Origin of the sequence: Methylobacterium sp. FF17, from assembly GCF_025813715.1 — a bacterium.
In the GTDB taxonomy this organism is placed as follows: Bacteria; Pseudomonadota; Alphaproteobacteria; order Rhizobiales; family Beijerinckiaceae; genus Methylobacterium; species Methylobacterium flocculans.
On record NZ_CP107532.1, the window covers coordinates 4079934 to 4102696 of the forward strand.

At 70.6% G+C, this 22763-nt stretch carries 16 protein-coding genes; 7 read left to right on the forward strand and 9 right to left on the reverse strand.

Annotation, left to right across the window (positions count from 1 at the left end; all coding sequences use genetic code 11):
- Positions 1 to 216: 216 nt before the first annotated feature.
- Entirely contained in the window at positions 217 to 1608 is a 1392-nt protein-coding gene (locus tag OF380_RS19345; protein ID WP_264051403.1) for an aminotransferase, read from the reverse strand.
- 101 nt (positions 1609 to 1709) lie between these two features.
- Here OF380_RS19345 and OF380_RS19350 point away from each other — a divergent pair, with 101 nt between their 5' ends.
- Together OF380_RS19350 and OF380_RS19355 are read left to right on the forward strand one after the other, a co-directional pair.
- The gene (locus OF380_RS19350; RefSeq protein ID WP_264046816.1) at positions 1710 to 2249 is read left to right on the forward strand and encodes a hypothetical protein; all 540 of its coding nucleotides are present in this window, start codon (positions 1710 to 1712) and stop codon (positions 2247 to 2249) included.
- The gene (locus OF380_RS19355; protein WP_264046817.1) at positions 2239 to 2967 is read left to right on the forward strand and encodes an HAD family hydrolase; all 729 of its coding nucleotides are present in this window, start codon (positions 2239 to 2241) and stop codon (positions 2965 to 2967) included. Before OF380_RS19350 ends, OF380_RS19355 begins: the two co-directional genes overlap by 11 nt.
- Here OF380_RS19355 and OF380_RS19360 read toward each other — a convergent pair.
- On the reverse strand, positions 2964 to 3446 hold the full coding sequence (locus OF380_RS19360) for a MarR family winged helix-turn-helix transcriptional regulator (RefSeq protein WP_264046818.1): 483 nt from the start codon (positions 3444 to 3446) through the stop codon (positions 2964 to 2966). The two genes, OF380_RS19355 and OF380_RS19360, sit on opposite strands and share 4 nt — an antisense overlap.
- A 185-nt stretch (positions 3447 to 3631) precedes the next feature.
- On the opposite strand from OF380_RS19360, the gene OF380_RS19365 reads away from it, so the two are divergent.
- Complete coding sequence (locus OF380_RS19365; protein WP_264046819.1) at positions 3632 to 4774, forward strand: FAD-dependent monooxygenase; 1143 nt, start codon at positions 3632 to 3634, stop codon at positions 4772 to 4774.
- A gap of 30 nt (positions 4775 to 4804) precedes the next feature.
- Here the strand turns inward: OF380_RS19365 and OF380_RS19370 are convergent, their stop codons facing one another.
- Together OF380_RS19370 and OF380_RS19375 are read right to left on the reverse strand one after the other, a co-directional pair.
- Positions 4805 to 5272, reverse strand: a complete 468-nt coding sequence (locus tag OF380_RS19370) for an HAD family hydrolase (protein ID WP_264046820.1) — start codon at positions 5270 to 5272, stop codon at positions 4805 to 4807.
- Between the two features lie 115 nt (positions 5273 to 5387).
- On the reverse strand, positions 5388 to 5573 hold the full coding sequence (locus OF380_RS19375) for a hypothetical protein (RefSeq protein WP_264046821.1): 186 nt from the start codon (positions 5571 to 5573) through the stop codon (positions 5388 to 5390).
- Positions 5574 to 5696: 123 nt separating this feature from the next.
- Here OF380_RS19375 and OF380_RS19380 point away from each other — a divergent pair, with 123 nt between their 5' ends.
- On the forward strand, positions 5697 to 5978 hold the full coding sequence (locus tag OF380_RS19380; protein ID WP_264046822.1) for a DUF2312 domain-containing protein: 282 nt from the start codon (positions 5697 to 5699) through the stop codon (positions 5976 to 5978).
- Positions 5979 to 6125: 147 nt separating this feature from the next.
- Positions 6126 to 6905, forward strand: a complete 780-nt coding sequence (locus OF380_RS19385; protein ID WP_264046823.1) for a DUF1499 domain-containing protein — start codon at positions 6126 to 6128, stop codon at positions 6903 to 6905.
- 61 nt (positions 6906 to 6966) lie between these two features.
- On the opposite strand, the gene OF380_RS19390 is transcribed toward OF380_RS19385, so the two are convergent.
- Both OF380_RS19390 and OF380_RS19395 read right to left on the reverse strand, forming a co-directional pair.
- Entirely contained in the window at positions 6967 to 7884 is a 918-nt protein-coding gene (locus tag OF380_RS19390; protein ID WP_264046824.1) for an MBL fold metallo-hydrolase, read from the reverse strand.
- A 66-nt stretch (positions 7885 to 7950) separates the two neighbouring features.
- On the reverse strand, positions 7951 to 8979 hold the full coding sequence (locus OF380_RS19395) for a DUF2865 domain-containing protein (RefSeq protein WP_264046825.1): 1029 nt from the start codon (positions 8977 to 8979) through the stop codon (positions 7951 to 7953).
- A gap of 1066 nt (positions 8980 to 10045) precedes the next feature.
- On the opposite strand from OF380_RS19395, the gene OF380_RS19400 reads away from it, so the two are divergent.
- Positions 10046 to 11743 carry a methyl-accepting chemotaxis protein gene (locus OF380_RS19400; RefSeq protein WP_264046826.1) on the forward strand — a complete coding sequence of 566 codons (1698 nt, stop codon included), beginning with the start codon at positions 10046 to 10048 and terminating at the stop codon, positions 11741 to 11743.
- 225 nt (positions 11744 to 11968) lie between these two features.
- Positions 11969 to 13243 carry an Nramp family divalent metal transporter gene (locus OF380_RS19405; RefSeq protein ID WP_264051404.1) on the forward strand — a complete coding sequence of 425 codons (1275 nt, stop codon included), beginning with the start codon at positions 11969 to 11971 and terminating at the stop codon, positions 13241 to 13243.
- A gap of 72 nt (positions 13244 to 13315) precedes the next feature.
- Here the strand turns inward: OF380_RS19405 and OF380_RS19410 are convergent, their stop codons facing one another.
- From OF380_RS19410 to OF380_RS19420, 3 genes are all read right to left on the reverse strand, one after another.
- On the reverse strand, positions 13316 to 13465 hold the full coding sequence (locus OF380_RS19410; RefSeq protein ID WP_264046828.1) for a hypothetical protein: 150 nt from the start codon (positions 13463 to 13465) through the stop codon (positions 13316 to 13318).
- A gap of 240 nt (positions 13466 to 13705) precedes the next feature.
- Positions 13706 to 15082: an aminotransferase class I/II-fold pyridoxal phosphate-dependent enzyme gene (locus OF380_RS19415; RefSeq protein WP_264046830.1), complete on the reverse strand. Its 1377-nt coding sequence runs from the start codon at positions 15080 to 15082 to the stop codon at positions 13706 to 13708.
- Between the two features lie 24 nt (positions 15083 to 15106).
- Positions 15107 to 22525, reverse strand: a complete 7419-nt coding sequence (locus OF380_RS19420; RefSeq protein ID WP_264046832.1) for a type I polyketide synthase — start codon at positions 22523 to 22525, stop codon at positions 15107 to 15109.
- Positions 22526 to 22763: the final 238 nt, after the last annotated feature.

Below are 22763 nucleotides of genomic sequence, written 5' to 3' on the forward strand. Positions count from 1 at the left end.
CGGTTCCACCCGGACGCTCATCGAGCGGCACGAGAACCATAGAGCCGCCGCCAACCTGAATGAAAGCTTAAAGCCCTCACGATCGGTTGATCATGCGGACGTATCCGATCGGGTAAGTACCGAGACAACACTTATCCAATATCGACGCTGCACTGCGAAGATCATGATGCATCGCAAATCCAGTCTTTGCGATGCACACGTTCGGGCGCCTTGGTCCTACTTCGGAAGGGCCGCCTGAAGGCCCGTCTCGAAGATCCAGGCCTGGGTCCGGTCGAGGGCGCGGATCAGCCTGTCGAACAGCGCGTCGATCTCCGCCGGAGCGATCACCAGGGGCGGGCAGACGGCGATGCGGTCCCCGGCGAGGAAGCGCACGATCAGTCCCTCCGCCTGCGCGAAGGCGACGCAGCGCGCCGCGACGCCGGCCTTCGGGTCGTATTGCCGCCGCGATGCCTTGTCGGCCACGAGTTCGATGCCGCCGATGAGGCCGATGCCGCGCGCCTCGCCGACGAGGGGGTGGTCCGCCAGGGCCGACAGGCGCGCCTGGAAGTGCGGTGCCTTCCCGGAGACCCCCTCGATGATGCGGTCGCGCTTGTAGATCGCGATGGTCTTCAGGGCGACGGCGCAGGCCACGGGATGACCGGAATAGGTGGTGCCGTGCCCGAAGGTGCCGAGCTTGGCACTCTGCTGCACCATCAGGCGGTAGAGGGGTTCCTCCACCGAGATACCCCCGAGGGGGAGGTAGCCCGAGGTCAGCGCCTTGGCGAAGGACAGGCTGTCGGGCGCCAGGCCCATCGCCTCCGAGCCGAACCAGGTACCCAGCCGTCCGAACCCGCAGATCACCTCGTCGGCGATGAAGCGGACGTCGTGCCGGGCGAGCACGGCCTGGATCTTGGCGTAGTAGCCGTCGGGCGGCAGGATCGCGCCGCCCGCCCCCAGCACCGGCTCGGCGATGAAGGCCGCCACCGTCTCGGGGCCCTCGCGCAGGATCACGGCCTCGAGTTCGGCGGCGAGCCGGGTGGTGAAGGCCTCCGCCTCCTCGCCGTCATGGCCGAAGCGGTAATGGTGAGGGCAGCCCACATGCAGGAAGCCCGGCAGCGGCAGGTCCCAGTCGGCGTGGTTGGCCGGCAGGCCGGTCATCGAGGCCGTGGCCACGGTGACGCCGTGATAGCCCTTGATGTGCGAGAGGATCTTCTTCTTGAGCGGTCGGCCCAGCGCGTTGTTCATGTACCAGGTCAGCTTGACCTGGGTGTCGTTGGCCTCCGACCCCGAGGAGGTGAAGAAGATCTTCGAGGTCGGAACCGGCATCAGCTCCTTGAGCGTCTCGGCCAACTCGATCGCCGGGTCGTGGCTGCGCCCCGAGAACAGGTGCGTGAAGGGCAGGCGGGCCATCTGCTCGCTGGCCGCCTCCACCAGTTCCTCGTTGGAATAGCCGAGCGCCGTGCACCACAGGCCCGCCATGCCCTCGAGATAGGGCCGGCCGTCGCTGTCGTAGACCCAGACCCCGTGTCCGCGCTCGATGACCAGGGGTCCGGTCTCGCGAAACGTCTCCAGGTTGGTGTAGGGGTGGATCAGGGTTTCGACGTCGCGGGTCGCGAGGTTCGAGAGCATCATTTTGCCTGACGGTTGTGCGATGGCCGACATGGGTGCGCGACTGTAGCGAGGCGCACCCCGTCTAGAAACCCGCTCGACGTCACACCTCGGACCAGACCATGCTCGATCCCGCGACCATCGTGGCCCATCCGGCGCCCGGCCGCAGCTGCGGCAGCTGCACCCTCTGCTGCAAGGTCTACGACGTGCCGGCGGTGGAATCCGTGGCCGGGCAATGGTGCCGGCACACGAAGCAGGGCCGGGGCTGCGCCATCCACGCGACCCGGCCCGACCATTGCCGGGCCTTCCACTGCCTCTGGATGACGGAAGCCTGGCTCGGCCCGGACTGGAAACCCGAGCGCGCCAAGATGGTGCTGAGCCTCGATCCGGTCTCCCGCCACATGAACGTGCAGGTCGATCCGGGCCAGCCGAACGCCTGGCGGCGCGAGCCGTATTACGGGCAGCTGAAGCGCTGGGCCGTGTCGTCGCTGCCCCAGAAGCGCCATGTCCTGGTCCACCTGAACAAGACGACGACCGTGATCCTGCCGGACCGGGACGTGGCGCTCGGGGTCTTCGAGCCGGGCGACCGCATGGTGGCCCGCGAGCGCATGACGCCGCAGGGCGTCGTCATCGAGGTCGAGAAGGTCCGCGATGCGGCCTGAGGCCCTCGGGTCCGCCCTTCGCGGCATCCTGTTCGACAAGGACGGGACGCTCATCGATTTCGACCGCACCTGGGGGCCGGCGGCCCATTCGGTCATGTCCACCCTGGCGGGGGGCGACCGGGGCCGCCTGGAGGCCCTGATGCGGGTGAGCCACTACGTCGAGGCCGAGTGGCGCTTCGCCCCCACCTCGCCCCTCATCGCCGGGTCCTCGGCGGGCTACGGCCCGCTCTGGGCCGAGGTGCTGGGGCGTCCGGCCGGACCCGAGCTCTATGCCGAGATGGACCGGCTGTTCCGCGCGGCCGGCCTCGCGTCGCTGACACCGATCGGCGTCCCGGCCGACCTCGGCGCGACCCTGGCCGCGCGCGGCTACGCCCTCGGCATCGCCACCAACGATGCGGAGGCCTCGGCACGGGCCCAGTGCGCGGCCCTGGGCCTCGCCCCGCACCTGTCCTTCGTGGCGGGCTACGATTCGGGCCATGGCGCCAAGCCCGCGCCCGGCATGGTCGCGGCCTTCGCCGCCCATCTCGGCGTGCCCCCGGGCCGGATCGCGATGGTCGGGGATTCACCCTACGACCTCGTCGCCGCCCGTGCGGCCGGGGCGGTCTCGATCGCGGTGCTCAGCGGCCCGCTCGGTCCGGCGGCCCGCGCCGAGATGGCGCCCCTGGCCGACCATATCCTCGATTCGGTGGCGGACCTGCCGGCCCTGCTCGGATCCTAGCCCCCGGCCTCCGGGACGGGCTGCGTGCGGGCAAGCTCGCGCCATTTCAGGACCAGCCGCTCGAAATCCGCGATGTCGGCGGCCGGCAATTGCCCGAGGGTGCGGGCCACGTAGGCCTTCTGCGCCGCGATCCCGCGCGTCGCGAGGTCGGAACCGCCTTGCGTGAGGTGGAGGGCATGCGAGCGCCGGTCACCGGGGATGGGGCGCCGCTCGACCAGCCCCGCCTCCACGAGGCGGTCGATCAGCCCCGAGACGTTGCCCTTGGTCACGTAGAGCCGCGCCGCCAGATCCTGCTGCGTCATGCCTTCGCGCTCGGTGAGGGTGGAGAGCGCATCGAATTGCGGGATGGACAGGCCGAGGCCGCGCAGTTCGCCGGCCATCGCCGCCGTGACCCGGCGGTTGAGGCGGATGAAGCGGAACCAGACCCGCAGCGGATCGGCGGCCTCGGGGGAGGTCTGAGGGGGCGGGGATGCGGGCATCGTCGCGTGGCTATAGCAGACCGGCGCCCACACCCGGAAGCGCGGGCGATAGGGGTATGCGTGGGACGGCGGCTGCTCGTCCCCCGGACAGGGCCCGCATCGCCGTCCCGTACGGGGAGGGGGGCGGGAATTGCCTCATCGGATAGAAGTCTCCCGACGCAACGGGACTGAGGACGCGAGATCCCATGGACGCAACACGGGCCGACCGGGTTCTGATCGCTGGCGGCGGTATCGCCGGGCTCGCCGTGAGACGGGCGCTGCGGCAGCGCGGCGTCGCCTCGCTCACCCTGGAACGACGCGGGGATCCGGCCGATGCGGGGCTCGCCATCAACCTGCCGGGCAATGCGGTCCGGGCCCTGGCGCAACTCGGCCTGGCGGAGGGGCTCCGGGCGGTGGGCTCGCCCGTTCGCCGGCGCGAGTACCGCACGCAGAGCGGGCGCCTGCTCTTCGCCGTCGACGAGGATGCGTTCTGGGGCGCGGGGGCACGGCCGCATTGCCTGCGTCGCGGCGACCTCCTGCGGCTCCTCGGCCAGGGCCTGCCGCCGGGCGACCTCCTGCAGGGTCGCGCGGTCGCCGCCATCGACCGGACGCCGCAGGGCGTGGCCGTCACCCTCGCGGATGGCACCGTCGAGGCCGGCGGCCTACTCGTCGGGGCGGACGGGGTACACTCGGCGGTCCGGCGCGGCGTGTGCGGCGCGCAGGCGCCCGGTGCCGCGATGCTGGCTCCGGCAAGCTGGCGCTTCATGGCGCCGAACCCGGGCCTCGAGGCCCGGACGCTCTGGGCCGGAGCCGGCGGATTGTTCCTGCTCATCCCGGTGGACCGGGGCGAGGCCTACGGCTGGGTCTCGGTCAGCGGCGGGGGCGATCCCGATCTCGCCGCCTCGCGCGCCGTCTTCGACCCGTTCCCGCGCCTCGTCCGGGAGACGCTCGCCTGGGTCCTGTCCCGGCCGGGCACGGTCCATCATGCGCCCCTGGAGGAGGTTCGGATCCCGAGCTGGAACCGGGGCCGCGTCCTCCTCGCGGGCGACGCCGCGCACGCGACGGCACCGGTCTGGGCGCAGGGCGCCGCCCTCGCCCTCGAGGACGCGCTCGTGCTCGCCGACCTGTTGGCGGAGCGGGGCGACTGGGACGCGGTCGGCGCGCGCTACGAGGCGCTCCGCCGGCCCCGCGTGGACCATGTCCAGGCCATGACCGACCGCCTGTCGCGCACGGCCCGGATGCCCGACTGGGCCCGGAACCTCCTGCTCCCCCTCATCGGTCCGCGCAGCTATCGCGCCACCTACGCGCCGCTACGCGTCCCGGTCTCGTCCCCGTCGGCGGCGGGTTGAGGCCGGGCCGAGGGCGGGGCCGAACCCGCGTTACAGGAACGCGTGCGTGCGCAGCGCACGGATCGAGGCCGCCGCGCTCCGATGATGGATGAAGACGCCGCCGGCCTGTTCCCAGAGGGGGCGGTACTTGTCGCGATCATCCACCAGGGCGTCGCCGGGGCGGCAATGCTCGCGCTTGAGCGCGGCGCTGGTGGTGATGACCTCGACATCCGGGAAGTGCCGCTGCGCCCAGCGGCGCTTCTGCGGCTCGGCCCAGGCTCCGCGCGGCAGGCCGGTCAGGATGATCGGCCGCAGGTGCCGCACGGCCTCGTAGAGCTCCACCGCGTCCGGCAGCAGCGGCAGCCCGCCGAAGAAGTCGTCGTGGGCGGCGAGGGCGGACCAGAACCGCTTCAGGCCGTGGCGCGCCTCGAATGCCTGCGGCGGCATTCCGAAGACCCGCTCCGCGCCGGCGTCGAAATCCGCGAGCACGCCATCACAATCCAGGAACACCGTCGGCATCGGAACGCCCCGCCCTCTCACGAACCCGGTTCAACGCCTTCGGGAGTGGGGAGTTCGGCTTGGCTCGGGCCCCCTGCCGGAACCGGACGGGGTCTGCGACGGCCGTCCGGTACGGTCACAGGCGCTTCGAGACCACGCCGAGGGCGAGGAGGACGTAGGCGCCCACGAAGAACCAGGTCCTGAACTTCACCACCGTGGGGCCGATCGTCGGAATGCGCAGCCACAGGCTGGCGACGGCCAACCCGATCACCACGAGGGACACGAGGAAGGTGAGGGTGCGCGGGGGCGACAGGTTCAGCATGCCGCGACCCTGGCGTCGCAGGGTTGAGGAGTCGTGAAGCCCGTTCGCCGGCCCGGTCAGGGTTAACCTCCCGCTTACCGAAACCCGTAAAGGGTGCGGCGCCGGATTGGCCCAGGAGAGAGCATGCCCGACACGACCGACACCGTTGGAATCGCCGGAGACCGTATCCGCTCGATCATCGAGCGCGTCGAGAAGGTCGAGGAGGAGATCAAGGAGCTGATGGAAGCCAAGAAGGAGATCTTCCTGGAGGCGAAGGGCGAGGGGCTGGACGTGAAGATCCTCAAGGAGATCCTCAAGCTGCGCAAACTCGATCAGGACGCGCGCGACGAGCACGAGACGCTGCTCGACGTCTACCTGCGCGCCATGGACGCCCCCACCCCCGCGCCCCTGGCCGAAGCGGCCTGAGGGTCCGTCGGCGGCGTCGCGCGGATCGACGCGGCCGACACCCCATCCGGGGGGATGCACGGTTCGGGTGGCGCCCGGCGGCGCGGACCGGTAAAGCTTCGGGGACACGGCCCCAAGCACCTCCCGGACAGCGAATCCCCTCACAGCATGCGTCGTCTGCCCTACGAGGATCCCGTCACCCGTGCCGGCCCGGTCTCGCGGACCCTGGCGGTCCTGGCCCTGCTCGTCACCCTGTTCGCCCTGCTGCTGGTGCGCGATCCGCGCGCCGAGGCGGGGCCGGCCCTGGCGACCCTGGGCGCCGGCCTCGTGCTCGCCGCCGTGGCGGTGTGCGTCGCCCTGATGGCCTTCGTGCGGGTCTGGCGGGAGGGCGCGCGCGGCCTCGGCGCGGCGCTCGTCGGGCTGTTCCTGGGAAGCCTCATCCTCGCCTACCCGGCCTTCGCGGCCCTGCGCGGCCTCGCGCTCCCGGCCATCGCCGACGTGACCACCGATATCGAGTCCCCGCCGGCCTTCTCGCGCTCGCGCGCCGCCTTCGCGGCCCGTGAGGGCCGCTACCCGCCGGATCCCGGCCCGGCCGCGCGGACGGCCCAGCGGGCGGCCTATCCGCAGATCGCCCCGCTCACCCTCGACCTCGACGCGGACGAGGCGTTCGAGCTCGCGCGCAAGGCGGCCGTCAACCGGCGCTGGCAGATCGTGGAGGCCATCCGTCCCGGCGGGCGCATCGGCAACGGGCGCATCGAAGCGGTGTCGCGGGGGCCGATCCTGAACCTCGCCGACGATGTCACGGTCCGCGTCCATCCCCGGGCGGACGGCGCCCGCATCGACGTCCGCTCCGCCTCCCGCCTCGGCACCCGCGACCTCGGCAGCAACGCAGACCGCATCCGGGCCTATCTCGACGAGGTCGCCAACCTCGCCATCGCGATCAAGTGAGCGGCCCTCAGGCCGGCGTGCAAGTGAGCGGCCCTCAGGCCGGCGTGCAAGTGAGCGGCCCTCAGGCCGGCGTGTAGGTGCTCTCGAGCTGGGGCGGGCCGTCGCTGCGCACCACGCCGCGCTCCACCAGATCCTCCAGGTGCGCGAAGACCGAGAGCGCGGCCGCTCCCCGCAGGGCCGGGTTCAGGCCCTGGTAGATGGCGTCCACGATGGCGCGGATGTTCCGGTCCCCCGCCTCGATCCGGGCGCGGATCGAGGCCTCGCGCAGGCGGCGGTGGGTGGCGATCCCGCGCACGAAGCGGCGCGGGTCGCGCACCGGGCCGCCATGGCCCGGCCAATAGACCGTCTCCGACCGGGTCCGCAGCTTGTCGAGGGAATCCAGGTAGGCGCGCATCGATCCGTCGGGCGGTGCGACGATGCTCGTGGACCAGGCCATGACGTGGTCGCCCGAGAACAGGGCCGCCTCCTCGCGCAGGGCGAAGGCGAGGTGGTTCATGGTGTGGCCGGGTGTCTCCACGGCCTCGAGGGTCCAGTCCGGCCCCGCGATCGTTTCGCCCTCGTGCAGCTCCCGGTCCGGTCGGTGCACCCGGTCGGCGCTGGCGTCGAGGTGGGGAAACTCGCCCTCCGCGAGCGCCCGCGCCGCCCGGTGCGGCCCGCAGCCGAGGATCGGCGCGCCGGTCCGGGCCTGCAGCAGGCGGGCCCCCGGCGAATGATCGCGATGGGTGTGCGTGACGAGGATCGCCAGGATGCGCGCGCCCGCGCAGGCCGCCACGAGGGCCGCGATGTGATCCGCATTCTCCGGCCCCGGATCGATGACCGCGACCTCTTCGCGTCCGACGATGTAGCTGCAGGTGCCGCTCGCCGTGAACGGGCCGCCGTTGGGCGCGATCCGCCGCCGGATCCGGGACGAGAGGGCCACGGTCTCGCCGCTGGCGGGAAGCGCCGCGTCGAAGACGGGATCGGTCTGTCTCTCGCTCATGTCAGGCCAGGGTTCGCCACGTCTCGGTTCGCCGGTTCGGGTTCGGTCGCGGGGTCGCGCCGGCCCTCAATAGACGAAGGGCGAAGCCATCACGACCCGCGTCGCACCCGCGCGCACCGGAGCGAAGGCGGGCTCGACCTCGATCGGCGGGGCCGTCGACGGGAAGCCCGTGCCCCCGGCCACGCGGATGCGGTTGGCGCGCTCGGCGCTGCGCATCGCCGTGCGGAAGGCGCGGATCTCGGCCTCCCGGCGGATCACGTCGACCTTGGCGTCGATCTCGCGCCGGGCCCGGCGCGACAGCCCGCGCGCCTCGCGGAAATCCACCAGCGTGATGCCGTCCCGTCCCGGCGTGACGATTCCGGCACCCGTCGCGGTGGCGACCACGTCGCCGGCCCGGGCCGTGAGGTCCTGGGCGATCGGCAGCGGGGGCGCGGCGGTGCCGTCCGGCTGGCACGCGCACTGCTCGATGCGCCGGGCCCGGTAGAGGTTCGCCACCGCGAGGCTGCGATAGGGCTGGCCGTCGAGGCCCACGGCCCGGTCGAGGTCGATCTGCCGGGCCCCGAGGGTGAAGAGGCGCGTCGGTGCGTTCGGGCAGGCGGCCGCGCAGGCGGCCTCGTGCACGGACAGGTCCGCGCGCGCCGCGAGGCGCCCGAGGGGGAAGAGGTAGCCGTCGCACGTGCGGACGCAGACGGTGCGGGCGCCGGGGGAGAGGGCGAGGGAGCGGGCCGGAGCGGCGGGGCGGATCGCGGCGATCGGCGTCGCTTCCCGCTTTGCCTTGGCACGCCGGGCGGGCCGGACCAGGGCGACGGCAGGCGCCGGACGGGGGCTCTGGCGGACCATTCGCGTCGCCGTGACCCGGCGCGCATCGGGAAGCGAGGCATAATGCGCCGGACGGTGCCGCATCGGCATCGCGACGGGCTCCGGCGCCGGGCCTCGGAAGATCGTTTCGAAGAAGTCGAACAGCCCTCCGCGCTCGGAGGCCTGGACCAGGCTCGTCCCCGCCGTGACGCCGCCGAGCCCCAGCAACACACCCGCCAAGGCCGTCACCGCCATCTGCCTGCGCGTGTTCGCGGGCGCGAGACGCTGCCAATCCATACCCAAGCGGGTTCCCCCTCGACGCATCCCCGGCGCGTTCGCCCCGCCTCGGTCGGGCGCCGCACCGACTCGACCGGTGCAGCTACACACCATCCGGGGACCGGTGCAACGGCGGGAAACCACCGAGACGGAGCACGCCCGCCCAACCTGCGCGCCACCCTGACGCGGCGCAGCCCCCTGTCCCGACCGGACGGGGAATGCGCGACGGTGCCGCCCAACCGAATGCACACGCCTTCGTGACCGGCCGGAAACACGGCGCATGCCGGCACACGGGCGGGACCGCCCCACAATCGGACACGACGAGACGCAGGAACAGCCGCTGTACACATATCCGCTCCGGGGCCGCCGTCGCGATTAAGGGCCATTCTCAAAGGTTGAATCGCCGCGAGCAGCAACATTTGGAAGTATTCGCCGATCCGGATCGCGTTCCCGCGAGGGCCCGCATCCTGTGATCTCGAACCCGATGCGCGCCCCCGGTCCCACATAGCTGGACGAGGACACGTCACGGGTGCCGCACGACCTTTCCAGTCTCTTCATCCTGTTCGGAGCGGCATTTTATCAAGTGTATCTATTCGATGGAACAAATAACCCTGCGTTGAATCCAAAGATCTGGCGGATTTGCCAAAATATCCCGGAATTTAAGAAATTTTTGTCATCTTCCATCAATGTTGTCAGCGTGGCTCGACAGCCCGGCACGCCGCGGCCCCAGGGCTCACGTCGCACGCGGGTGAGCGGGCGCGCTGGCTTCCGAGGTTTGGCGTTTAGACCCTGGACCTTGAGGTCGTTCGAAGTCCTGAAGCAGCGCGCCGGGCCTACCTGACGACATTCGGACCAGATTCTGCGGATGATCCGCCACTACAGGTTGATGAAAAACCGAACGAAAACCTATCCCTAGTCCGACCATAGGTTGAGCGACGGTCGCTCGACCAGTGATACCAAAAACGTGATGGCGGAACATCTACCCCTGATGATCAAATGTTATCGTTTCGCGGGCAAGTAGCATACTTATAGTCTCGACATGGTTCCGCCGCTGAACGCGGTGCCTGGGCTCCTTAGGACTCGACCGATGATGTGGCTGCGCCGTGAAACATCCCCGAAGCTCAAGGCGCTGGATCGCTCTCAGGCCGTCATCGAATTCAAACCGGACGGGACCATTCTCACGGCGAACGAGAACTTCCTCGCAACGGTCGGATACAGCCTGGCCGAGATCCAGGGGCGCCATCACAGCCTCTTCGTCGACGCGGCCGAGCGCGAAGGCGCGGAGTACCGTGACTTCTGGGCAAGCCTGGCGAAGGGCGAGTTCCGGCGTGCGGAGTACAAGCGGATCGGCAAGGGCGGTCGCGAGATCTGGCTCCAGGCCAGCTACAATCCGGTCCTCGGGCGGAACGGCCGCACCGTGAGCGTCGTCAAGGTCGCCACCGACATCACGGTCGAGAAGCTGCGCACCGCCGACAACCTCAGCCAGATCGAAGCGATCGGGCGCTCGCAGGGCGTCATCGAATTCGCCCTCGACGGCACGATCCTCACCGCCAACGCGAACTTCCTCGATCTCGTCGGCTACAGCCTGGCGGAGGTGACGGGACAGCATCACCGCATGTTCGTCGATCCGAACGAGCGGGACGGAGCGCCCTATCGCGCCTTCTGGGAGGCGCTCGGCCGGGGGACGTTCCAGGCCGGGGAGTTTCGACGCCTGGGACAGGGTGGGCGCGAGATCTGGCTGCAGGCCAACTACAATCCGATCTACGACCCGTCCGGCAAGCTCACAAAGGTGGTCAAGTTCGCCTCTGACATCACCGAGGCGAAACGGCAAAGCGCCGACCTGCGCGGACAGGTGGAGGCGATCGGACGCTCGCAGGGCGTGATCCAGTTCGATCTCGACGGGTATGTGCTCGACGCCAACCCGAACTTCCTCAACGTCCTCGGATACCGGCTCTCGGAGATCCAGGGCCAGCACCACCGGATGTTCGTGGATCCGGATCATGCGGCTTCGCCCGAATACCAGACCTTCTGGGCCGACCTGCGCCGGGGTGAATTCCAGTCGGGAATCTTCCGCCGCTTGGGCGCGGGCGGCCGGGAAGCCTGGATCCAGGCCTCCTACAACCCGATCTTCGACCCGAACGGCCGACCGCTGAAGGTGGTGAAGTACGCCTCCGACATCACGGTCCGGATGCGCGCGCAGATCGAGGCCGCGCGCGCCTCCACCCAGACCCTCATGAACGTCCAGACCGTGGCGGCGGCCGCGGAGGAACTGAACGCCTCGATCGGCGAGATCGCCGGCAGCCTGACGCGCTCGCGCCAGGAGGTCGACGAGATGGACAGCCGGGCGCAGCGGGCGGACCGTTCGACGGGGGCGCTCGCCGATGCGGCGCGTTCCATGACCGACATCGTCCAGCTCATCCAGGGCGTCGGCGGACAGATCAATTTGCTGGCCCTGAACGCCACCATCGAGGCGGCACGGGCGGGCGAGGCGGGCCGCGGCTTCGCGGTGGTCGCGGGCGAGGTCAAGAACCTCTCGAACCAGGTCACCGGTGCCACGGCCCGCATCGCCGAGGACATCAAGGCGATGCAGTCGATCTCGGGCGACGTGGTCGAGGCGCTGGCCGCCATCGGCCAGTCCCTCGACGCGGTTCGCGGTTTCGTGACGGGCGTGGCCTCCGCCGTGGAGGAGCAGAGCGCCGTGACCAGCGAGATCTCCGCGAGCATGCAGACCGCCGCGCAGGGTGTGGCGGAGATCGACACGAACCTGCGTTCCCTGGCCTCCTGAAAGGGCGGGAGTCCGTCCCGCCCACCGGGCGAACTTAGCCATTTGATCTTATTATAGCCACTGCTATAAAGCGTCGGGCCGCGACGCGTGCCCGACGATTCCTCGGCGGAAGCACGCGCAGGCATGGCTCAACACGACCCGGTGACCACACCCCACGCGGCAGCGGAGCCGCGCGGGTCCTGGCGGTTCGAGCAGGCCACGCGCGAGCAGCCGAGTCTCGGCCGCATGAACGGCAGCGTGCCCGTGCACGCTCACGGATCCTGGCTGCGTCGGCTCCTGGCCTTCATCGGTCCGGGCTACATGGTGTCGGTGGGGTATATGGACCCGGGCAACTGGGCCACCGACATCGCGGGGGGCGCGCAGTTCGGCTACACGCTGCTCGCCGTCATCCTGCTCTCGAACCTGATGGCGATCGTGCTCCAGGCCCTGGCCGCCCGCCTCGGGATCGCCACCGGTCGCGACCTCGCCCAGGCCTGCCGCGACCATTATCCGCGTCCGGTCAGCCTCGTGCTCTGGCTCGCCTGCGAAGCGGCGATCATCGCCTGCGACCTCGCGGAGGTCATCGGCACGGCGATCGCGCTCAAGCTGCTGTTCGGGATCCCGCTGATCCTCGGGGCGACGATCACCGCCCTCGACGTCTTCCTGATCCTGCTGCTGATGCGGCGCGGCTTCCGGGCCCTCGAAGCCTTCGTCATCGCGCTCCTGGGCATCATCTTCGTCTGCTTCGGCATCCAGATCGCCCTCGCGGCCCCGCCCATCCAGGCGGTGCTCGGCGGCTTCCTGCCGACCTCCGAGATCGTGACGAACCCCGCGGCGCTCTACATCGCCATCGGCATCATCGGCGCCACCGTGATGCCCCACAATCTCTACCTGCACTCCTCGATCGTGCAGACCCGGGCCTATCCACGCGACGAGGCCGGGCGGCGGGGGGCCATCCGCTTCGCGGTCACGGATTCCACCATCGCGCTGATGCTGGCGCTGTTCGTCAATGCCGCGATCCTGATCCTGGCGGCCTCGGTGTTCCACGCGCAGGGACGCACCGACGTGCAGGAGATCGAGCAGGCCTACGAACTGCTCTCGCCGCTACTGGGGGTCGGCCTCGCCTCGACGCTGTTCGCGGTGGCGCTCCTGGCTTCGGGGCTGAACTCCACGGTCACGGCGACGCTCGCCGGGCAGATCGTCATGGAGGGCTTCCTGCGCCTACGCATCCCGGACTGGGCGCGTCGCCTCATCACCCGGGCCATCGCCATCGTCCCCGTGGTGGGCGTGACCGCCCTCTATGGAGAGCAGGGAACGGCGCGCCTGCTGGTGCTCAGTCAGGTGATCCTGTCGATGCAGCTGCCGTTCGCGGTCATGCCCCTCGTCGGATTCGTTTCCGACAAGGGCAAGATGGGCCCGCATGTCATCCCGTCCTGGCTCAAGATCCTGTCCTGGGCCATCGCGGCGATCATCGTCGCGCTCAACATCAAGCTGCTGGTCGATACCGTGACGGGCGCCTGACACCGGGCCCCTGTCGCTGATGGAGCGACGTCGCGGCCGGGGCTCGCCCGGCCGGATCTCCCGAGGGCCGCCTCAGTGGCGGCGGCTGGGACGAACGCGGACCGGTACGGGCTGCGGTGCGGGCATGGCCCCCTCCACCACCGAGTCGACGAACGACCGGCCGGCCTCGGTGACGGCTTTGATCAGGCGTCGCACGATGGAGGCGGCAGTCGATTGTCTCATGACGGGCTCCTGACCGACGGGCTGGGGACGAACGCCGCGTGCCGGGCCGGGTTCCGGGGCGACTGAAGAGACACATAGCGAGGCGATTGTCTCCTGCGCAGGGGCTGAGGGCAATCGGCCGCACAGGGAAGAAACGCGCCAAAAAGCGCCGGCGTTCGACGCCGGCGCTGACAATTCGTTGAGAATGCAAAGGGTGATGAACGGAACAGAAGGGAAGAGAACCGACGGCTCCGGCCAGCCTCAGGGCTTGCCGCGCTTGGCCATGAGCTGCTCGATGAGCGATCCGCCTTTCTCGATGGCGGCGAGTTCTTCCGCAACCGCATCCACGGTCTCGCGGATCTGCTCCGGCGTGTGCTCGGAGGTCATGAAGAAGCGCAGGCGCGAGGACCGCTCCGGCACCGCCGGATGGATGATCGGCTGCACGTTGATGCCGCGCTTGAACAGGCGATCCGACAGGGTCACCGCCTTGAGGGAATCCCCGATGATCACAGGGATCACCGCCAGGCCGAGGCTCGTGCCGGTGTCAAGGCCGTGCTTCTTCGCACAGGACAGGAACAGGTGCCCGTTCTGGCGCAGGCGCTCCACCCGGTGCGGCTCGGCATGCATGATGTCGAGGGCCGCTTCCGCCGCGGCGGCGAGGGGCGGCGAGATGCCGACGCTGTAGATGAAGCCGCCGGCGGTGCACTTCAGGTACTCGATCAGCGGGGCCGGGCCGGCGACGTAGCCGCCGCAGGTGGACAGGGTCTTCGAGAGCGTGCCCATCCAGATGTCGACGCCGCGCGGGTCGACGTCGCAATGCTCGGCCAGGCCGATGCCGGTCCGCCCGAGCACGCCGAGGCCGTGGGCGTCGTCGACCATGAGCCAGGCGTCGTAGCGCTGCTTGAGGGCGATGAGCGCCGCGAGGTCCGGCGCGTCCCCATCCATGCTGTAGAGCCCTTCGACCACGATCAGGGCGCGGCGGTGCTCGTGGCGCGTGGCACCCAGCAGGGTCTCCAGGGCGTCGAGGTCGTTGTGGGAGAAGGACCGGCGCTGGGCGCCCGAGAGCTGCGCCCCCGTCACGATGCTGTTGTGGCTCAGGGCGTCGTGGAAGATCACGTCGCCGGGCTCCAGGAGCGCGCCGATGGTGGTGACGTTGGTGGCGTGCCCGCTCACCATCACCACGCAGGCCTCGGTCTCGTAATGGTCCGCCAGGGCCTTCTCCAGGGAGAGGTGCCCGGGGCGCTCGCCGGCCACGATCCGGCTCGCGGAGGCCGAGGTGCCATAGGTCTCGATGGCCCTTGCGGCGGCGGCATTGACGTCCGGATGGCCGTTGAGGCCGAGGTAGTCGTACGACGAGAAGTTGATGAACGACTTGCCGGCGATGCGCGTGGTGGCGCCGGCCCGCGACTCGTGCACCCGGAAGAACGGGTTGCCGAGGCCGATGAGGTCGGCGGCCGAGCGCTGGAGCCGCAGCTCGCGATAGCCCGGAAGCGACTCGAAGTTCTGCACCGACGGGCCGCCGGTTGGGCGCTGCTCCGCCCGGGCCTGGGCCGGACGGTTGGCGTTGCGCCCGAGACGGTTCGTCACGAACCCCGCCAGGGCCGCGCGTCCGCCATCCGGTCTCGCGGGATTGCTCATGCAGGGTTCCTCATGCGGGGTTCCTCACGGCAGGATTTCCTTGATCACGAGGCTGTTCTCTTCGACCAGCGCGTGGAAGGGCTCCAGGGTGCGCACGTCCACCCCCTCGCTCGCATGGCGCTGGGCGAGGCTCATCACGGCGGCGGCCGCCTCGTCCACCGGGGCCGCGATCGACTGGATCAGGGTCTCGGTCAGTTCGTTCACGGTGAGGCCGGACGAGATGCCGGAGGGCGGCGCCTCGAGGGCGAAGCGCTCCTGCAGGCTTGCGCCCAGCTCGACGCCCATCAGCGAGTCGAGGCCGATCTCGGAGAGGTGGCGCACGCGGCTGATGTCGTCCTTCGGCAGGCGCAGGATGCGGGCGATGTCCTCCACGATGGCGTCGGCCACCGTCTTGCGCACCGCGTCGATGTCCTGCGTCTTGAGCAGCAGGCCGATGTTGATGGCCGCCACCGTGCCGGCCTCCATCTGCTGGTCCGAGCCGAGTTCGGCATAGCTCGGGCTCTTCATGGTGGCGAGGCGCTCGCGAGCCTTGCCCCAGTGCATGGAGGCGATGGCGATCACCGCGTCGTCCGGGCTGTTGCCCTGGCCTTCCAGCGCGTCGGCCATGAGGTCGAGGCAGTGGCGGGCGTCCATCGGCGTCACGCCGACGCGACCGGCCAGGGTCTCCATCACCGCGCGGTTGCGGGCCAGCACGCCGACATCGCCGATGGCACCCCAGGCGACGGCGAGCGCCGGCAGGCCCGCCTTGCGGCGGCGGCGGGCAAGGCCCTCCATGAAGCCGTTGGCGGCGACGTAGGCGCCCTGGCCGGGATTGCCGATGAACGTCGTGGCCGAGGAGAACATCACGAAGTAGTCGAGCTTGCGCGCCCGGGTGGCCGCATCGAGGTGCTCGGCACCGATCACCTTCGGGCGGATCACCGCGTCGAGGGCGGCGGCGTCGATGTTGGCGATGAGGCCGTCCTGCAGCACCATCGCGCCGTGGATCACGCCGGCGAGGGTGCGTCCCTTGCCCTCCACCTCGGCGAGCAGGGCATCCACCGCCTTGCGGCTGGTGATGTCGCAGGCCATGGCCGCGACGTTGACGCCGCGGGCGCCGAGATCGGCGACCACCTGCTTCGCCTCGGGGCTCGCGGCCCCGTTGCGGCCGACGAGGACGATGTGCTTCGCACCGCGATCCGCCAGCCAGCGGGCCGCCTCGATGCCGAAGCCGCCGAGGCCGCCGGTGACGAGGTGGACCCGGTCCGGCGCGATCGTGAAGGTGGACTTCTCCACCTGCATCACGCTGCCGGGCTTCGGCGGCGCGATGACGATCTTACCGACATGCCCCGACTGCTGCATCAGCCGGAAGGCGTCGGAGACCTCGTCCGCCGTGAAGGGCTGGAACGGCAGCGGCTTCAGGCCGCCTTCCGTGAACAGCGCCATGACCTCGCGGAAGAGGCGGGCCCCGTCCTCGCCCTGGTGCTGGAGCACCTGGTCGAGATCGACACCGAAGTAGGAGAGGTTCCGGCGGAACGGGCGCAGGCCGATATGGGTGTTGGCGACGTAGTCGCGCTTGCCCAGCTCGATGAAGCGGCCGAACGGCTTCAGTACGTTGAGGCTGCGCTCCATGGCCTCCCCGAACAGGCTGTTCAGGACCACGCCGACGCCGTCGCCGGTGATGCGGCGGACATCGTCGACGAAGGCCAGGGAGCGCGAGTCGAGGACGTGCTCGGCGCCGAGCGCCTTGACCAGGGCGCGCTTCTCGCGCGACCCGGCCGTGGCGATGACGCGGGCGCCCTTCAGCTTGGCGATCTGCAACGCCGCGAGGCCGACGCCGCCGGCGCCGCCATGGACCAGGACCCACTCGCCGCGGCGCAGGCGGGCGCAGCTGACGAGGCCGTAATAGGCGGTGAGGAAGGCCACCGGCACGGTGGCGGCGGCCTGCGGATCGAGGCCGGGTGGGCTCGGCGCCACCACGAGCTCGGGCACGACGATGTGGGTCGCGAAGCCCGATTGCGCGAAGGCGACGACGCGGTCGCCCGGCTTGAAGGCGGCCACACCCTTGCCCACGGAGAGAACGCGGCCGGCGACCTCGAGACCGAGGCGGGGGCCGGCGAAGCCGTCCTCCAGGATCTCTTCGGGCAGCATCGAGAGCGCCCAGAGCACGTCGCGGAAGTTGAGGCCCGTGGCCTCCACCGCGATCTCGACCTCGCCGTGCCCCGGCGCGCGGCGCTCGGCCGGTCCCCAGGTCATCTCGTTGAGGCCGCCGGTGTTGCTGCGCTCCAGGCGGGCGGCGGGGGCCGGCACCGCGTCGTAGGCGGGGCGGCGCGAGAGCTGGCCGGGCGCGAATCGGATCACGCGGGTGCGATCCGCGTCGAGGATGATCTCGGTCTCGGGCGTGCCGGACAGGATGAGGTCGCGCAGGCGCTCGGCAGCGCCCTTGGTCGAGAGCGCCTCGGCGAGGTCGATGCGGCGCACGTCGAGGCTGGCGACCTCGTTGGCGAGGGTCCGGGTGAAGGCCCAGACGCCGGCTTCCACCGAACCGCTGGCATCGCCCGCGTCACGGGTCGCCCCGGGACAGACGACCCAGAGGCGGGTCTGGCGGCTGCCGAGGTGCTCGACGCAGCGCTTCAGGCTGAGGCAGCGCTCGCGCAGGCGCGTGGCGGCCGAGCCCTCGTGGTTGAAGGCGCCGGCGAGGAAGACCACGGTGTCCGGGGTCTCCCGCTCCAGTTCCAGCAGCGACTGCTCGGAATCCAGGATGATGGAGACGTGGACGCCGCTCGCCACCAGCAGGGTCGCCAGCGAGGATGCCGTCTCCGCCGCGTAGGCGTCGCGGGAGCCGATGACGAAGGCGAAAGTCTGGCCGGCGCCGGGCCGGGTCCGCGGGGGCGCCTCGGCGATGAAGAGCAGGTCGTCTCCGTTGGCCGAGACGGCGCGATCGACCGCCACCCGCACGAGGCCGGTCTCGCTCAGGGAGCGCTGCCAGCCCGTGATGTCGTCGAGGCGGCCGATCGGCAGGTCGCCGGACACGTCGAACCATTCCGGCGTCAGGCCGAAGACGAGGTCGCGGAACAGCGAGGCGCCCGGCTCGGCGGCGAGGAGGAAGCCGCCGGTGGCGAGGGCATCGGCGACCTGCCCCAGCAGGGCGCGCTCGGAGCGATGCAGGACGTTGCTCGCCAGGATCGCGTCGAAACCGCCGGCGGTGAGTTCGGCCGGATCCTCGATGACCGTGACGCCGCGCGGAAGGGCGAGGCGAGCACGCTCGGCCAAGCGCCGGTCGGCCTCGAACACGGTGAGCTGTGCCTCGACGCCGTCGGCGAAGCCGGCGGCCTGCGCCGAGAGCGGACCGAAGCCGACCTGGAGGACCCGCAGGGCCCGGTCGCGGGGCAGGGCGGCGCGTCCGGATTCCACGAGCGCCGCGATGACGTCGGCCGAGGCACGCGCGGTGGCGCTGCGCAGGATGAAGGCGTCGAGGGCGTTCTGCGACAGGCTCGGCGCGGTCGTCAGGTCGCCCGCGAGCAGGCGTCCGACGACGGCGCCGATATCGGCGGTCAGCACCAGTTCGGCCGAGAGTTCGGGATGGTCCGCCGCGATCCAGCGCATGATCTCGTCGGGCGCCGGCAGGGTGACATCCTTGCGCAGGGTCCAGCGCGTCCCGTCGAGGGTGGCGAGCCCGCTGCTCTCCAGGGCGAAGAGGGCGTTCAGGAGCCAGGGGCGCATCGCCTCCGGGACCCGTTCGTCGATCGCCACCGTGCCCGAGCGCTGCAGGCCCTCGGCGAGGCGGTAGGCCATCGAGGTGGCCCAGCCCTCGAGCAGGAGGTGGCCGGGGGCCAGGGGCGCCTCGGCCGGCGCGAAGGCCGCCTTGACGGCCGGACGCACCGCGTCGCCGATCCGCTGCCCGCGGCTCAGGGGAATCGCGGTCGGCTCGGTGGCGAGTTCGGGGCGCTGCGCGATGGCATAGGCCGCCAGTTCATTGCCGCCCTTGGCGCGCAGGGCCTGGAACCGGCCTTCGCGCAGGGTGGCGATGACCTCACCCTCGGCATCCACCAGGGTGAAGTCGGCCAGGATGCTGCGTTCGTTGGCGCGGCGGGTCCTGATCATCGCCCGCGCGATCACGGCGCCGGGCTTGACGAGGCGGATCTCGCCGAAGCGGACCGGCACGTAGGCCTTGGTCGAGCCCTCGCCCATGAGCCCGGCAAAGAGCAGGATCAGGCCGTGGAAGCAGGAATCGAGGCGCGCCGGCACGAGGCCGAAGCGGGGATCGGCCTCGGCCGGCACCAATTCGGAGACGATGGTGGTCTCGTCGAGGCGCGCGCTCACCGCGACCTGCCGGAAGCTCGGACCGAAGCCGAGGCCCGAGGCGGCGGCGAGACGGTAGAGGGCCGCACCCTCGACCGCGTGCTCCGAGGGGACGTGGATGTCCACCGGCTCCGGCGCCGAGAAGCTGCCGTCGATGATCTTGGCGGCGGCGTGGATCTGCCAGGCGGCCTGGGTCAGGCGCGGGCGGCTGAGGACCTGGATCGCGTTGCCCGAGCCGGCGACGCGGACCGCGACCTCCCGCAGAGATTCCTCGCCGAACACCATCGGCGACTGGATCTCGAATTCGGCGAGCACCACGCTGTCGCTCTTCATCACCTCGCGGGCGACGCCGAGCGCCATCTCGATGAAGGCCGCGCCGGGGAGGATCGCCTGGCCGTCGATGCGGTGATCGTCGAGGTCCGGCACCGTCGCGATATCGACGTGGCCGTGCCATTCGAGGCCGTCCGGGGTGAGCCGCGAGCCGTAGAGCGGGTGGTAGGGGCGGGGGGTCGCCGCACCGACGCCCTCCGTGGTCTCGGCGAGCCGGAACGGACGGCGCTGCCAGGGATAGAGCGGCAGCGGCACGTCGCCCCGCGGGTTCTGCCCGAACACCGTCGCCTCATCCACCGCCGCGCCCTGGACCAGGGCCGCCGCCACGGTCCGGGCGATCGGATCGCCCCCGGCCGGCTTGCGGTGCAGGACGCCGATCGTGGCGTTCTCGATGCCGAGCGGCTCGATGGCGTCGCCGATATGCGACAGCAGGGTCGCGCGCGGACCCACTTCGATGAAGACCCGGGCGCCCTTGCGGGTCGCCTCCTGCACGGCCTCGCAGAAGCGCACGGGCTCGCGGATGTTGCGCCACCAGTAGCCGGCACCGAACTGCTCGCCGGGCAGCACCGTACCGGTCACGGTGGAGACCATCGTGGTCGTGGCGGCATGCGGCTTCAGCCCGGCGAGATCCCGCAGCAGCGGCTTCTCGGTCGGATTCATCAGCCGCCCGTGGAAGGGGTATTCGAGGTCGAGCTTGCGCCCGCGACGGCGCTTGCGGGTCAGCGCCTTCATGGCCGCGTCGATATCGGCGACCGGGCCCGCCACCGTGATGGCCTTGGGGCTGTTGTAGGCGGCGATGTCGAGGGCCGGGTAATCGGTCAGGAACTGCGTGATCTCGTCGGCGGGCGCGAGCAGCACCGCCATCGTGCCGAAGCCGCGCGTCGTCTCCTGGTGCTTGCTGCGGTAGAAGATGACCTTCACGGCCTGCTCGAGGCTGAGGATGCCGGCCGCTTCCGCCGCCGCGATCTCGCCGACGCTGTGGCCGAGGACGTAGCTGGGCTTCAGGCCGCGCGCCCGCAGCGCCGTGGTCGAGGCGCTGGAGATCGCGAAGATCAGCGGCTGGGAGACCCGGGTCAGGGCGAGGCGCGTCTCGAGATCCTCGGCGAACAGCGCTTCCTTGAGCGACCAGTCCGAGAGCGTCACGAACAGGGCGTCGATCCGGTCGAAGGCCTCGCGGAACGCGGCGTTCTGCTCGTAGGCCTCGCGGCCCATCCCGGCCCACTGGCTGCCGTTGCCCGAATAGACGAAGGCCACCTCGGCCGCGCGGTCGACGGCGGTGCCGAGATGCGCGTTCGGATTGTCCTCGGCCTCGCCGACGGCGCGCAGAACCTCGGGGAGGTCCGCGTCCAGCGAGACGGCGAGGCGCGAGGACAGGCGCTCGCGGCGGTGGGCGGCGGCGGCGGCGATCCGCGCGATCCCCGCCGCATCCGCGCCGTCCAGGCGCTCGGCGTAATCCAGGGCGAGTTCGTTGAGGGCGGCGCGGCTCTGGGCCGAGAGCAGCAGCACCTCCGGGGCACGCCCGGCCTCGGACGCTGCGGCGGCCGCGACGGGCGCCGCGTCCGTGAGCACGACGTGCGCGTTGGTGCCGCCGAACCCGAAGGAGTTCACGCCGGCGAAGCGCACCTTGCCGGTGCGGGCGAGCGCCAGGGGCTTGTTCGTGACCGAGAGGTTGAGGTCCCGGAACGGGATGTCCGGATTCAGTTCGGCCGCGTGGAGCGAGGTCGGGAACAGGTCGTTCTCGAGGGCGAGACTCGCCTTGAGCAGGCCCGCGAGGCCGGAGACCGGCTCGGTATGGCCGATGTTGCTCTTGATGGAGCCGATGGGCAGGGGCTCCCGGCGCGGACGCCCGAGCTTGCCACCGATGGCGCTGGCCTCGATCGGGTCGCCGACCGGAGTGCCGGTGCCGTGGGCCTCGACGAAGACCACCGCGTCAAGGTCGATCTCGGCCTCGCGGTAGACCTGCTCCAGGAGCGCGCCCTGCGCGTAGCCGGAGGGCAGCGAGATGCCGGTGGTGCGCCCGTCCGAGTTGACGCCGCTCGCCGCGATGACGCCGCGCACGGTGCTGCCGTCGCGCATCGCCGCACGGGCGGATTTCAGCACCAGGACGACGCCGCCCTCGGAGCGCACGTAGCCGTCGGCGCTCGACGAGAAGGCCTGGCACAGGCCGGTGCGCGAGAGCATCTGCGCGTTGGAGAAGCAGATGAAGTTGAACGGGCTCGCCAGCAGGTTGACGCCCGCCACCACCGCCGTGTCGATCCGGCCGCTGGAGATGGCGGCCACCGCCGCGTCGAGGGCGACCAGGGAGGACGAGCAGGCCGTGTCGACGGTGAAGCTCGGGCCCTTGAGGTCGTAGATGTACGAGATGCGGTTCGAGAGGATCGAAAGCGTGTTGCCGGTGGCCGCGTAGGCGTCGCCCGAGGAGGTGTCGAGGACGCGCAGGTTGCCGTAATCCAGGGAGGAGGCGCCCACGAACACGCCGATCTGGCTGCCCGCGACGTCCGAGGGGCGCAGGCCCGCATCCTCCAGCGCTTCCCAGGTCAGTTCCAGCAGCAGGCGCTGCTGCGGGTCCATCTGCTCGGCCTCGCGGGGCGAGATGCCGAAGACGCCCGGATCGAACGACCAGATGTCGTCCAGCACGCCGGCCGACCACGTATAGCTCTTGCCGCGCTCCTGGGCGCGCGGATGGCCGAATCGCTCGAGCGACCAGCGATCATCCGGAATGCGGCCTACGGCGCAGCGCGCTTCGGTGAGGAGTTGCCAGAGCCCTTCGACGCTCGAAGCGCCGGGAAGCCGACAGGCACGGCCGATGATCGCGATGTCTGTACGTTGTGTCACGTTCGATTCGCACACGCTCTTGAACGGGGGACAGGACCGAACGGCACCGCCGGGGCAACCCTTGATCCTTAGTATGGCTCTAAGTCGCTGTCCAACCGGAGAGATCGAACCGGACGGCCTTGCCGCCGGAAACACGCCCCCTGTTGCACACCTTCATCAATCGAGCCGAGACAATACCCGAAGCTGGAGCCTCGGGGCCACCTGGATGTACTCGGATCTCGTTGCTAAAACCTTCAGC